This is a genomic window from Balneolales bacterium ANBcel1 (genome assembly GCA_029688905.1).
Taxonomy (GTDB): Bacteria; Bacteroidota; Rhodothermia; order Balneolales; family Natronogracilivirgulaceae; genus SLLW01.
On record JARULB010000004.1, the window covers coordinates 224988 to 239792 of the forward strand.

General features: G+C 51.9%; 9 protein-coding genes. 4 read left to right on the forward strand and 5 right to left on the reverse strand.

Translation table 11 applies throughout. From position 1 onward, the window contains the following. Positions 1–297: 297 nt before the first annotated feature. The 3 genes from QA596_07185 to QA596_07195 form a co-directional block, all read right to left on the reverse strand. The gene (locus QA596_07185; protein MDG5767242.1) at positions 298–1917 is read right to left on the reverse strand and encodes a T9SS type A sorting domain-containing protein; all 1620 of its coding nucleotides are present in this window, start codon (positions 1915–1917) and stop codon (positions 298–300) included. A 59-nt stretch (positions 1918–1976) separates the two neighbouring features. Then, a complete protein-coding gene (locus QA596_07190) occupies positions 1977–3791 on the reverse strand; it encodes a T9SS type A sorting domain-containing protein (protein MDG5767243.1) in 1815 nt (604 codons plus the stop codon). Positions 3792–4452: 661 nt separating this feature from the next. Next, complete coding sequence (locus QA596_07195) at positions 4453–4779, reverse strand: hypothetical protein (protein MDG5767244.1); 327 nt, start codon at positions 4777–4779, stop codon at positions 4453–4455. A gap of 400 nt (positions 4780–5179) precedes the next feature. Between QA596_07195 and QA596_07200 the strand changes: the two genes are divergently transcribed. From QA596_07200 to QA596_07215, 4 genes are all read left to right on the forward strand, one after another. Continuing rightward, on the forward strand, positions 5180–6034 hold the full coding sequence (locus QA596_07200; GenBank protein MDG5767245.1) for a hypothetical protein: 855 nt from the start codon (positions 5180–5182) through the stop codon (positions 6032–6034). Between the two features lie 204 nt (positions 6035–6238). Next, positions 6239–7420, forward strand: a complete 1182-nt coding sequence (locus QA596_07205) for an aminotransferase class V-fold PLP-dependent enzyme (GenBank protein ID MDG5767246.1) — start codon at positions 6239–6241, stop codon at positions 7418–7420. 39 nt (positions 7421–7459) lie between these two features. After that, positions 7460–8425 carry a YihY/virulence factor BrkB family protein gene (locus QA596_07210; protein ID MDG5767247.1) on the forward strand — a complete coding sequence of 322 codons (966 nt, stop codon included), beginning with the start codon at positions 7460–7462 and terminating at the stop codon, positions 8423–8425. Between the two features lie 222 nt (positions 8426–8647). Then, a complete protein-coding gene (locus QA596_07215; GenBank protein ID MDG5767248.1) occupies positions 8648–10867 on the forward strand; it encodes an HAD-IIB family hydrolase in 2220 nt (739 codons plus the stop codon). An 18-nt stretch (positions 10868–10885) separates the two neighbouring features. Here QA596_07215 and QA596_07220 read toward each other — a convergent pair whose 3' ends face one another. Together QA596_07220 and typA are read right to left on the reverse strand one after the other, a co-directional pair. Continuing rightward, entirely contained in the window at positions 10886–12526 is a 1641-nt protein-coding gene (locus tag QA596_07220; GenBank protein MDG5767249.1) for a T9SS type A sorting domain-containing protein, read from the reverse strand. Positions 12527–12701: 175 nt separating this feature from the next. Then, positions 12702–14504, reverse strand: a complete 1803-nt coding sequence (typA, locus tag QA596_07225) for a translational GTPase TypA (protein MDG5767250.1) — start codon at positions 14502–14504, stop codon at positions 12702–12704. Positions 14505–14805: the final 301 nt, after the last annotated feature.

A 14805-nucleotide genomic window follows, 5' to 3' on the forward strand; every position in this document is an offset into this window, starting at 1 on the left:
GAATCAGATCAAAACGTGTAAGACGGGGTAACGGGAGCATGTCCCGGGCCAAACGATGTCAATCTAATAAATCTTTCTGTAAATTCACTACTTGCTCTATTAACACAAGACATTTAAAATTGCGCCGGTCAGAATACCGTAAAAAATTGGCACAAAGTGTTCCCGCCCTCTCCAGGAATTTGCTGTGACCTGATGTATATCTGGCACGGGATTTTTCGATCAACATTCATAATCTTGTACTTTTTAGGTACTGAATTAAACGGAATTGCCAGTTATTTTCTATTCGGAAAGTTTTCCTTATTTGATCAGCATCATCTGCCGGGTTTGAACAAAATCACCGGTAGTCAAGTGGTACAGATATACTCCGCCGGCCAGATCAGAGGCATCGAAATGAGCGGTGTGCGATCCTGCCGGCATGGTACGGTCAATCAGGGTGGCCACCCGGCGGCCCATCACATCGTAGACAACCAGCGAAACTTGACGACCTTCCAGTAGGTCATAACGAATCACCGTAACCGGATTAAACGGGTTGGGGTAATTCTGATACAACGCCACCTTCTGTGGCCGGTCAGAATCAGGCATTGCAAAAGTGGGCTCTTTACCTTCTCCGACGAGCGGTACGATCAGCGTATCGCTGCGGTTCGGGGCATCGTGCACGATGTGCATTTCGGCCTCATAGCTATCCGCGCTTTCCGGATGGAAGGTAATCGCCACGTCCTGACTGCTGCCGGCTTCCAGTGAAAAAGAAGAAAACTCATTGTCTATGGCAAACGGGCCGGAATCCGCTCCAGCGAGATACACCTCACCACTCAACGAGGTATTCCCGGTATTCCGGATGGCCACTTCCCCGATACCGGAACTGTCCGTGCTAACCCGGCCAAAATCACGCTTCGCGGTATCGATCCGGATGATCGACACCAGAGGCTGGTCCACGGCATTATCAGGATCCTGCCATTTCAAGACCGGGTGGCCCCCGGTCAATTGCCAGGTATTATCGAAATCAAGTTTATACATGTGGATAAAAGCATCTTGGCCGGTCATCTGTTCGGTGATCAGGCCGGTAATGTCTGCGTCTGTTTCAGACCCGATCCCATCATTTTGACCTGTTGTTTCGATCCCCCAATAACTCTCACTGATACTTGCCATAAAGGGATCACCAAACAGTCCACCGGTATCTTCACCTCCAACAACCTCCCCCATAGCAAATGATTGATATGTACCTCTCATCATGCCCCACAAGGGCCAAACTACCATTGTGCCTCCGATGAGGCCTCCAACCCTGTCACTACCCATCACAAAAACATCTGTGTACGACGACATCACCCAGTACTCGTGTCCTTCAGGATTTCCATCAATAGCAAGTGTACCAATCAACCCTCCAACCGTATTATCCCCGGTAACCTTTCCGACAACGTAACAGGATTTAATCACTGATATAGAATTATGCCCCACCAGTCCTCCCACATGTTTATCGCCTGTCACATTGATATCTTCAAGTCCAAGATTTACAATGACGGCATTGCCTGTTGACCCGAACAAACCCACTTCATCTTCCTTCCCACGGTTAATAGTTAGCCCGGTGATGACATGCCCGCCGCCATCGAAATGGAAGTCGATAAATTGTAAAGGCTTAAACCCTTTGCCACCATTCCAGTCCGCTGTTTCAGAGGCATCTATATCATTCATGAGTACAAAATGAGCAGCCGGGTACTCATCAATCTTTTGTAGCTGCTCTATGGTCTCAATCTGGTATGGATTATCCCCTGTACCTGAACCAGCGGCAAACTCGGCGTTGGCCTGGGCGGAGGAAAGCAATATGCCCAGTATCATGGCTGACAGACGTTTATTGCCGCAAATATTTGTGACATCGCCATATATAAGGCCAATAGCTTTACATAACTGATATATCTTGTTCATGATTTAACAATTTTGGTGTACAGTAGAGGCTTTTTTATTTACTATTCGGAAAAACTTCCTTATTTAACCACGGTCATCTGCCGGGTCTTGCTAAATTCCGGGGTCGTTAACCGGTAGATATATATACCACTGGCCAGATCAGAGGCATCGAAATGAGCGGTGTGCGATCCTGCCGGCATGGTACGGTCAATCAGGGTGGCCACCCGGCGGCCCATCACATCGTAGACAACCAGCGAAACTTGACGACCTTCCAGTAGGTCATAACGAATCACCGTAGTCGAATTAAACGGGTTGGGATAGTTTTGGTGCAATATCGGTTGATCCGGGAGTGAGCTGACTTGTTCTGCTGTTGTTGGTTCGTGTCCAGAGCCTCTCATGTAAATTTCCACAGGGCTGTCAATATTTGGGGCATCGTGTTCTACATAAAGTGTGCCTTCATGGATATTTGCACTTTCAGGCCGGAAAATCACATGAATAACATCTTCGCTTTGAGGAGCCAGCATGACTGACTCCCCGCCATCTCTGAGCTCAAAGCCATCCCCCGATACCGATACTTCAATCTGTATTGGAATCGTACCACTGTTCTCTATGGGTAATGTACGAGTGCGGGATTTTCCAACATCCTCACCCAAAAAATTAATGTACTTCCTGGGAAACCGTAAAATGGCTGCATCGGGAGCTTCTACGGTATCGTTGGGTTTCTGCCACTGAAACACAGGATAGCCCTCCGTCAGCTGCCAGGTTTCATCAAAATCGAGTTCAAACATATGGATATAAGCCTGTTCGCCCGTCATGTCGGCAGTCAGAAGGCCACGGGCATTGTGACGTATGTCGCCTCCTTGGAAGGGTAATGCCGGATTTGCGGAGTTTGGCCCTACTCCTTCGGATTGACTGCTTGTTTCCGTATTCCAATAACTCAAATCCAGAATACTGCTATTATCACCAATCAAGCCCGCCGTATTTTCTTCGCCACTTACTTCACCTAATGCATAGGCTTCCAATACCCAACTGCTCCCAGCCGGGACAACCGGCAGACTATTGTAACCAAGTAATCCCCCCACCCGGTTTTTTCCGATAACATTTCCTGTGGCATATACAGCTTGTAATGTATGGTTACTTCTCCCCGACAACCCTCCAACATTCTCTGAGCCCTGAACATCGCCGGTGGCATATGACTTTTCAATCGTTCCCAAATTATCTCCGGCCAATCCGCCCACTTGATCATTACCGGTGACCTGCCCTGTTGCATATGACTTTTCTGTTAATCCCCCATTGGTACCCATGAGCCCGCCCACATAGTTATATCCTTCAACGTTCACCGCTGCATGGGCTCTGATAACTATTGCTGAACTGTAACCCATCAATCCCCCCACATTATTTTCACCTGTGACCATCCCGGTTACCGAAACATCGTGTACTTCGGCTTGCGGTAATTGATGTTGTCCCAGAAACCCGATTAGTCCCCCTACATTTCGGTGACCGGTAATTTCAACATCACGCAGATGCGTGTTTGTGATCGTTGCCCCTCCGGCCGCTCCAAATAAACCCACCTGACTGGAATCGTTGCGTTGTATGTATAATCCGGTAATAACAAACCCCTGGCCATCAAAAAAACCTTCAAACCGGGACGAATTTAATCGCCCGATCGGCTCAAATCCCTCGCCGCCGTTCCAGTCCGCGGTCTCCGACGCGTCGATATCGGCCGTCTGAATGAAATGTTTGTCCAGGTACTCCTGCTCGCCGATGGCCTGAAGCTGCTCCAATGTGGCCACCTGATACGGATTTGCTTCGCTGCCGTCGCCGTCGGTGAACTGGGCTTTCAGAAGTACCGGGGTTAGCAGCATAATCATTGTGATGGGAATCCATTGCTTCATACGTCCCTCCGTTGTTGATTCATTGATGTAAAAAAGTTATTCGACCAATTCGTGCTATTTATTTTTAAGAGAATGAAGGTGTCAGATCCTTTCAAAAAAACTTCCTGGAAAGTGACTATTAACAACTTTTCAAAACTTGATACTAATAGAACAAGTCGATTTCGCTATTCGCACTCAAAAGCAAAGTTTTGTGTTGCAATGTTATAGGGAAACATCTTTTATTCATTGTTCTCCTCCTGTGATGTATGTAGTGCTTCGGTTGGCCGGATAAATTACCGCCGGCTTTATTCCGGATTGCGATACCCCTTCCGTTATATTTTAGTCAAATCAATCTGATCATTTCCCGCAATTTTCAGGTACGTTATGCGGAGATGTTCAGATAACGTGTAGAAATGAAATACTGTTTTTGATTCGTAATTGTGGGGAACAGGCAATCACAACGCTATTGCTCATGCGTTGCAATCCATGAGTCAATTCTGCCTTGATGTGGGTTTCAGCATCCATCCATGGTGTTTCCAAATAAGTAATTGGAATGCTCTCTAACTTGTCATCTAAAAAGAATTATGTTTTACTTTTGTAATGGCAAGTAAATATCATCGAACTTGAGTACCTGTAATCAGTTTCTCTATAACCGTATCGGTTGATGGATGGCTATTTCTGGCTACGACCCATCACCGGACAGCAGTTGTGTATCTTCTAATTCGATCACAAAAACGATAAACAGGCCGGCGAGAATCACCAGCTGCATGACGATGATCCACCACCGTTTGGTTTTCAGCAGATCCACCAGCGGACTCCAGAGCGGCTTGATCACCCACGGCAGATAGAGCCAGCTGGTGTACAACGCGATTTCGGTGTTGGAAACGCCCAGCCGGTTGTACATCACCACCGTCACAAACATGACGATCACGTACGGAACTCCCTGGGTAAAATAGAGCGTCGGGATCCAGGCCCATGGGTTGCGGTAGGTCGGTTTGTACTGCGTCATAAGCCGGATTCTGGGAGATTTACAAATTCGGGAAGTTCCAGCCGTTACGGCCGATACGGTTCAGAGACGGAAAAAGAGAGCCTGCGAAGCTCAGGTCACAGCAAACGAACCACTTCTGCGCTCTGTGGTCGGAAGATACTATTTTATTAACATTATTTTCTTCGTCTGCACATACTCCCCATTCTCAACCCTTCGCAAGCTTACTTTATCTTTGCTTTCCCGGCGAAACAACATCCCGGCTCCTAATTACCTTTCGGGTAGCATGTAAGCCGGCGGCGGTGCATATTGTGGATGGATGCCTGCGGAACATTTCCATCCTCATGATCACTCCGCAGGTATTCACTTTTCTGTTAATTCAGTTACACCCCATTTTGACGCGAGCTATGCCGATCACTCCACCATGACACGTATTTCCCTGATTTGCACCGTTTCTATCCTGCTGCTTCTCTCCTCCTGTTCGGAACCGGATTCCGATAAAACGGACGAGGTATCATCAGCCGTGGACGCGCCCGTTGCCGGTACCCCGCAAGTTGTCGCATCGGGTGACGGATTGCTGTTCATGGCTCCGATCTGGTCACCCGACGGATCCCTCATCGCGTTCACATCCGGGCAGTACCGCGGACTCTGGGTCGTACGTCCCGACGGATCAGACCTTGCACAAATCACGGATGCCGAGTCCGCCGGATACCGTTTCCAATGGGCCCCGGACAACACCGCCATTACCGCACGAATTGCGCGCTATGACGGTCCGGAACGCTATTTTGCCATCGCATCTTATCATATCGAAACGGGCAGCAAGTCCATTCTGGAGGATTTTTCCAGGGCCTCCATCGATCCGCCCGCGAAACCTGTCGAACTGCCGCGAGATTTCGGTGAACAAACGGCGCTTAACGCCACCTTCTCTCCCGACAGCACAAAAATCGCCTTCCAGCTCATGGGTGATACTGTTTATGTGATGACGGCGGATCAACCGAAATCTCCACCCGACACATACAGACAACTGGGTCAGGGCGAACAACCGGTCTGGATGCCGGACGGTGAACACATCATCGTAACCGTATCCGGCGACGACGGCCATCACATCACCGAATCCGACCTCTACGCGGTTCATTCAGAAAGCGGAGAACGGATACTGCTCACCGGCCATACCGACCTGATCGCCCTGCAACCGGACATTTCACCCGACGGTCGGCACCTTGTCTTTTCCTGCTACAACAGCGGCAATATTTACATTATGGAGCTCTTGTTACCCTGACCAACCGCCGATCGCTTTCGTAAATAATCACGCTATCGATTATATTTCCAACAATTCACAGCTGATACGGCTACCGGCCGACTGCTCCGGCAGCAAACGGACGTCCCGAAAATATTTCACAATTGCTCGCATGAGAACCGGATCGGCCAGATCATTCAACACCTATACAAACCAGCAATCAGGAGCGCCTCAACGAACCGGCAAATGACACAGAACATAATCACCGACGCAAGGCTTGGCCGATTCCGGGACCAGTTTCCGCACACCGAACGGGGAATCTGTTACCTCAACCACGCTGCCCAGTCGCCGCTGGCCAAAGTCACCATCGACGCCATCAACGACCACCTCGGTGAGCGGCACAACGGAATGATGATGCCGTTCGCCAAAGACATCAAAATCATCGAACAGTGCCGCGAACGTATCTGTGAACTGATAAATGCCGGCGATACGCGACATATCGCCTTCATCGGCAACACCTCCGAGGGGCTGAACCGGGTTACCTCCGGACTCGACTGGCAGCCCGGCGACGAGATCATCCTCAACACCCTGGAGTTTCCATCAAACGTCTATCCATACCGAAAGCTGGAAAAACAGGGCGTGAAGTGTGTTTTTGTGGATGCGGATGACGGCACGGTACCGGTCAGCCGGCTTGAGGCGGCAATCACCCCGCGTACCCGGATGATCGCGATCAGCGCCGTGCAGTTCCTGAGCGGCTACCGGGCGGATATGGAGGCGATCAGCGCGCTTTGTCGTCGTCACGGGCTCTGGTATGTGGTGGATGGGATCCAGGCGGCGGGATCCCTGCCGGTTGATGTACAGGCGTGGGGCGTGGACGCGTTTGCCACCGGCGGACTCAAATGGCTCATGGCGCCGACCGGTATCGGCTTTCTCTACCTCTCGGAACGCCTCAATGAGCAGCTGCGAACTCCCGATCCCGGATGGCTTTCGGTGGATGAGCCATGGGATCTGTTTCGCACCGATCAACCCCTGCGCTCCGATGCCGGCCGTTTTGAGGGCGGGGTCGTCAACATCCCCGGTGTTTACGGCCTCAACGCTTCCATCGGCCTGCTGCTGGAAACCGGTATTGAGCACATATTCGATCGTATCCTCCAGTGCACCAGCCAGCTTCGATCCGCGTTGGAGGAGTCGGGGCTGAAGGCGTTCACCACCTCCGACCCAAACCACGCTTCCGGCATTCTCACCTTCCACCTCCCGGAAACCCGATCACGCACAGACGAAATTCCGGGGCTCGAAGAGGTGTTCCGTACAAAGAAGGTCTTCGTTTCAATACGTGACAACAAACTCCGTTTCGCACCGCACGGCTACAACACCCCGGAGGAAATCGACATTGCGGTGCAGCAGGTCCGGGCTATCCTGATGGATTAAGAGCCGACAAAGATAACCGGTGACCCAAACCGCCGTACCATGAAATTCCCCATATATCAGAAAGTAAAGCATTTTTTTGTCGAGACGGCCATCGTGCTGCGCGATACTCTCCGCGACTGGGTAGCCGACAATGTGCCGACCTATGGAGCCGCTCTCGCGTTCTACACGATTTTTTCCATTGCGCCCCTGCTGCTCATTATGGTCGCCGTCGCCGGATTCGTATTCGGAGAATCGGCGACTACGGGCCAGCTCGAAGAATACATGAGCCAGCTGATGGGCGCCGACCTGGCGCGAACCATCCAGAATTTTGTCCTTGACGCCTATCAGCCCCGCTCCGGCATCATCGCCACCCTGATCAGTTTGGGAATCATTATTTTCATGGCCACAACGATCATCACACAGCTGAAAAACGCCTTGAACAACATATGGAATGTGGAAGTCAGGCAGGCGGACAGCAGCATCAAGCGATTTCTCATCAACCGCCTGATCGCGCTGGCGCTCATTCTCATTTTTTCCAGCCTGTTTGTGCTTTCCATGATGATGGACGTGGTACTGAATACGCTCGAATCGCAGATTGACCCGGTGATTCCCGGCGGAGTTCAAATCTGGAACAAGGTGAACTCGATCTTTTCATTTCTTGTGCTTGTGATACTGTTTGCCGTGATCTTCAAAATGCTGCCCGACATACGGGTTCGCTGGTCGGATGTCGCTGTGGGCGCGGTGGTCACCGCCCTGCTGTTCGTTCTTGGCCAGTATCTCATCGGCGTGTATATGGGGATGGCAACCACTTCCACCTACGGAGCTGCGGGGTCGTTCGTGGTTTTCCTGGTCTGGGTTTACTACAACACGATGGTCTTTTTCCTGGGCGCGGAGTTCACCTACATCTATACCATGCGGCATGGAGCAGGGGTAGAAGCAGCCAGTCATGCGAAATTCACCCGAATGTACACCGATGAAGACTACTACAAAGACATCAGCGATGATGACGAAGCTTCCGAATCGTGATTCCTCGGTCATTACGGCCCTCCGCAACCGGTCCGAATCGTACCATTGTTCCTGCTGCGAACACCGGCACGCCCTTTCATTGTTACAGAGGGTACATACCGGTTCATTCTCCTGTTTGCGATACTTGCAGGAAAGTGATCAGCATTTGCAATATATTAGGCAGCAGGTAAAAACTACAAAACATAATAACACCAAAACCCCAACAACTTAACTTTTGTTTTGATGAGCTCAGAGGATAAGAAAAAGCAGCCGACCAAAAAAAACAATCAGCTCCATTTGCAACTATTCAGTATTCATGGATTGATTCGGGGTGAAAATCTTGAGCTGGGGCGTGATGCCGATACCGGCGGCCAAACCAAGTATGTTGTGGAACTGGCCAAGGCGCTGGGAGACCTAGAACGCGTCAAACAGGTGGATCTGGTCACCCGGCTCATCGACGACAAAAGGGTAAGCTCCGATTATAAGAAGCCCATAGAAGAGATTAGCGACAGCGCCCGGATTGTAAGAATCCGCTGCGGCGGGAAACGGTATATGCGCAAGGAGCTGCTCTGGCCTCACCTTTCGGAGTTTGTCGACAATGTGGTGCGTTTCAATAAAAAAGAGAACATAACGCCGGATCTGCTTCACGGCCATTACGCCGATGCGGGGTACGTAGCCCGTCAATTGTCCAAACTGATCGGCACCCCCTATGTGTTCACCGGTCACTCGCTGGGGCGTTCCAAAAAGAATTCGCTCTCCAACAAGGGAATGACCCAAAAGCAGATGGTTGAGAAATTTAATATCAATGAGCGGATCCAGGCAGAGGAGGATATCCTCAGAACTGCCGCCCATGTAATCGTGAGCACGCATCACGAAATCGAAAAACAGTACAAGCTGTATGATAATTTCGATAAAGCGGCCTTCACGGTTATCCCTCCCGGTATTGATGTGGAAAAATTTTATCCCTACTACTACGACCACGACGAAAATTTCCAAAAGCCGGAATCCTGTCTGCAGGCGCGTGACAAGATGGAGCAGGAGTTCGCACGGTTTTACTACAACAGCGACAAACCGCTGATTCTCACTATTTGCCGGCCGGACAGCCGCAAGAACATTCAGGGACTGATCACCGCCTACGGCGAAAACAAGGAGTTGCAGGCCATCGCCAACCTCGCAGTATTTGCCGGAATCCGGAAGGATATCGACAACCTCGATGACAATGAAAAGGAGGTGCTTACCGAGATGCTCCTGCTCATGGACAAGTACGATCTCTACGGCAAGATGGCACTTCCAAAAAAGCATGATCCGACCAACGAGGTACCGGAGCTGTTCCGGATTGCCGCCGATCGCAAGGGTGTGTTCGTCAATTCCGCCTTTTCGGAGCCTTTCGGCATCACTCTGATCGAGGCGGCATCGGCCGGAGTACCGATTGTAGGTCCGGATGACGGTGGTCCGCAGGATATCGTAAAGAACTGCCAAAACGGGATACTGGTAGACACCAGCGACAGCACCGCCCTGGGCAACGCCATCAAGTCTGTGCTGATCGATGAGGAGAAATGGCGGGAATACTCCAACAACGGAGTTAATGGTGTACGGGAACACTATTCCTGGACCGCACACGCCGATACCTTCCTGAAATCAGTGGATGATGTAATTGGCGACCACGCCAAATCCACAAAAAAGCATGGTATATCACAGGCCCCCGGATGGCGTTTTGCCGACCTGGAGAAAATGCTCATCACCGATATCGACGACACACTTGTCGGCGACGATGACGCGCTCGAAGCATTCATCGAAGTCATGGAGAAAAACCGGGAGTACGTGGGCTTTGGCGTAGCAACCGGACGCAGCCTGGAACTGGTAGAGGAGATCCTCAAGGAGAAAAACATCCCCACCCCGGATGTGATTATATCGTCGGTCGGTACCGAGATCTACTATGGCCCCGACCTCGACAACCTCAGTCAGGATTCCGGATGGCGCAATCACATCTCCTACCAGTGGAAACCCGACCGCATCAAAGAGGTGCTTTCACAATTCGATTTTCTGACTCCGCAGAACCGGGACGGGGAGCGCGATTTCAAGCTCAGCTTCAATATGAACCCCAATGACGACAACCTCGCCAAGGTTCATCAAAAGCTGACCGAAAAAAATCTTCGCTACCAGCTGATCTACTCTCACGGCGCGTATCTGGACATCCTTCCATTGCGTGCATCCAAGGGCAAGGCAATTCAGTATCTTGGAAAAAAATGGGACATCCCCCCGGAAAGAACATTGGTTTCCGGCGATTCGGGCAATGACTACGAAATGCTCTATGGCAAACGCCTTGCGGTGGTGGTCGGTAACCACGCGCCGGAAATTGAACGCCTGCGGGGCAACCGGCGCGTCTATTTCGCCGACAGCAACTATGCGGCCGGAATCATTGAGGGCGTCAGGCACTACCGCTTTATGGACACGGAAAAGTGATGCCGGTCACACACCGGACTATTTCACGTAGGTCATGCGTTTGGTGAATGTCCGTTCGCCTGCCTGCAGCCGGTACAGGTAGATTCCGCTGGACAGGCCGGTCGGCTCAAAAGTTTGAATATGTTCGCCGCCGGGCATGGGACGGTCGATGAGCGTCTGGATGTGGCGGCCCGTGATATCAAAAACTTCGAGCGTCACATGAACCTGCTCCTGTAGTGAAAACCGAATCCTTGTCGACGGATTGAAGGGATTCGGATAATTTTGCTCGAGGCGTGTACGGAGCGGGACTTCCTCCGGTTCCTCCACGGAAGATGCAGACAGCGCGAGGGCGTCCACGGTGATATTGTTGAAACGATGGTTCCCGCTTTCATTATCGGGTTCGGAACCGGGTCCGCTCGCCGTAATCCGAATGGCGAAATTCGGATTGTCGCCAACCTCCTCCATTTCGGAAAAGTCGTATTCGTGCAGGATGTAGTTTTCACCGACCTGCACCGATGCGTGTTTCAGTCCGTCGGACACAAAATTCTCTCCATCAATGGAGTAGGCGATATCCTGATTCAGGGCTCCATTTGAGGTTCGTTTCACGGCATAACGGAACACCACATCGGAATAGCCGGTTGTCGGCAGCCTGAGGGTAAATGGGCCGGAGGGGTTGCGCAAGCGCAGGGCCCGGTCGGATTCCTCCTCATAGGGGATGGAGCGTGCGTTGAACGGAGTCGGGGCGTTCACACGGTCCCAGCGGGCCCCGTCATAGCGGATGGTAGCACCGGCGACGGTACTGTGTCCGCCGACAATGCCGCCCGCACTGATGTCTATGCCAAGCGGAAAGGTAAATTCGCCGTTATCCGGATCGTCCGGGTTGGGGATGTCATTGAACTCCCAAAGGTGGATGAGGCTGCGATCCGGCCCGTCATCGATCCATCTGCCGTCGAGGGTGACATTGTTGATTCGCTGGTTGCCACTGTCATTTCCGGGGTCGGATCCGGCGCCGGTCATGGTGATCCGGATCCTGAAATCAGGATTATCATCCACGCCCGCGATTCCGGAAAAATCAAATTCCACCCATTTGTACTGGTCCTCATTGACCTGTACGAGGTTACCCGACAATCCTTCATCGGTATACGTTTCGCCGCCGTCAACAGAGTACTCCACCAGCTGATCACGCGCTCCGTTGGAGGTCCGGCTGACAGCATAACGGAAAACCACATCACGGTAACCGGATGTCGGCAGGAACAGGTGCAGGGAACCGGCCGGATTTCTGAGCCTCAGGGCGCGGTCATCGTCCTCTTCATACGGCTGTTCGCGGGCGTTAAGTGGCGTAGGGTCATTGACCCGGTCCCAGCGGGCTCCGTCATACATAAGAAAGGCGCCGTACCGCCGGCTGGAAACGTCCATAAGCAGCGTCGTGGCGATGGCAAAATTGGAATCGTTGGGAATCTCGTTGAAGTTCCAGTGGTGAATCAGGATTTCATCTTCCGCCTGCACGATTGCGCCTTGGGTGGATTGGAAATTTGGATTCGAAAAAGCAGACGAATTGCCATTTCCGCCAGTCGGCTCCCCGGCCTGAATCACGCCGGCTCCCGCGCCAAGAGTGATACACGCGGTAATCAGCATCAAACGGATAGCATTATAAAAAAAATGGTAGCGGGTTTTCATCATGGCAAATAATCCTGAAAGTGAAGTTCAGTATGAATGGTTCGTGCTCCGATGCGCTTGTGGCAATGTTCCGTGCGGAATCAAAAACACAACATGATCTAATATGGAATCTGGAGCGGTAACGGGCTGCCCGGCGGCTGCAGTATTGATGACCGAAAATATAACAAGCCTGTGAACCCTATGCCATCCGTTTACGCTCATTCGGATCCCGGTACTTCTTGCGGACCCGGAAGCTCACGGGTGTCACTTCCAGCAGCTCATCATCGTCGATGAATTCCATATACTGTTCCAGGCTCAACTTTCTGGCGGTTGCGATTTTAACGCTGTCCGCACTTTGGGAAGCCCGGTGGTTGGTCAGGTTCTTTTTCTTGACGACGTTGACGATCATGTCGTCACTGCGGTTGTTGATACCAACTACCTGCCCCATATAGACGGGATCCCCCGGGTTCACAATAAACTGCCCGCGGTCCTGGAGTCCTTCCAGGGCGTATTGTGTGACGCCTCCGTTATCAAGGGCAATCAGCACTCCGTTGGCCCGGCCCGGGATATCGCCTTTGTAGGGCTCGTAGGTATCGAATTGCTGATGGATCATTGCCGTGCCGCGGGTCTCGGTCATGATATCGCCACGGAAGCCGATCAGTCCGCGTGACGGAACCCGGAACTCCAGTCGGGTCATTTCCATCTCCTGCGACATGCTGTTCAGGGCTCCCTTCCTGCTCATCAGAATTTCAATCACACGGCTGCTGTACTGTTCTTCCACCGTTACAATCACCTCCTCAACCGGCTCGTGCATCACGCCATCCACTTCGTGCATGAGCACTTCCGGGCGCGATACGGCAAACTCGTACCCTTCACGCCGCATGGTTTCCACAAGAATGGCCAGCTGCAGCTCACCACGTCCAGACACCTTGAAGATATCGGGGTTATCGGTGGTATCCACCCGCAGCGATACATTGGTACGCAGCTCTTTCATGAGCCGGTCCTTAATCATGTTGGAGGTGACATATTTGCCCTCCTGTCCGGCAAACGGAGAGTCGTTTACCCGGAAATACATGGCGATGGTAGGCTTGTCGATATCGTAGTAGGGAACGGGAGCCGGATCCTGTTCCGATGCCATCGAATCTCCGATTTCGGTATTTTCGTATCCGGCCAACGCGGCCACATCCCCGGCTTCGACCCGGTCGACGGCCACCTTTTCCAGTCCGGCATACGTAAAAAGTTTTGTGATACGGGACTTTTCCTTGACCTTACCGTCGCGGCTCACCAGCAGAATCGGCTGGTTGCGTTCCACGGCTCCCTGCTCAATCCGCCCAATGGCGATACGCCCGACGTAATCATTCCACTCCACGTTGGAAACCAGCATCTTGAACGGTTTTTCAACCGGCCTCTCCGGTTCGGGAACATTCGATACGATTACATCGAACAGCGGAGCCAGGTCTTCGTTGGTATCGGTGAGGTTGGTGCGGGCGAATCCCTTGATGCCGACCGCGTAAAGCACCGGAAAATCGAGCTGCTCGTCGGTGGCGTCCAGGCTTACAAAGAGGTCAAATACTTCGTTTACCACCTCATCGGGACGGGCGTCGTGGCGATCGATCTTGTTGATCAGCACAATAGGGCGATATCCCAGGGCAAGGGACTTGCGAAGAACGAAACGGGTTTGCGGCAGCGGGCCTTCGGCGGCATCCACCAGCAGGATCACTCCATTGACCATCTTGAGGATACGCTCCACCTCTCCCCCGAAATCAGCGTGACCGGGAGTGTCGACAATATTGATTTTGGTGCCATGCCAGTTTACAGCCGTGTTCTTGGCCATAATGGTGATTCCGCGTTCTCTCTCCAGCGCGTTGGAGTCCATCACCCGTTCCATAACTTCCTGGTTCTCCCGAAAGGTGCCGCTCTGCATGAGCATCTGGTCAACCAGGGTCGTCTTGCCGTGATCAACGTGGGCAATGATGGCAATGTTTCTGATGGGTTGGTTCATAGCGTTCTCCAATAGTGGCGTCCGGAGGCGTTTCGAGCGCCCGTTTATAATCGTTGTCGTTCGTGGCACAATGTGATAGCCGGCGAAGAAACCGGTTGCCGTCACACTGCAGGGCAGGTTTGGCAGTGCCGATGCCGGACAATTTGGTGGTGCGACTGGCGGCCGGCAAAGTCCTGTAAGCCTCAATAATTTGAAGCTTGGTAAGATATGGATTTTCCAGGACTCAAACCCGGAATATTGTCTCCGGATGTTTTTTTCTGGCAGCCCCTGATGACATAGCCGGGGTCGTGAACATTAGACA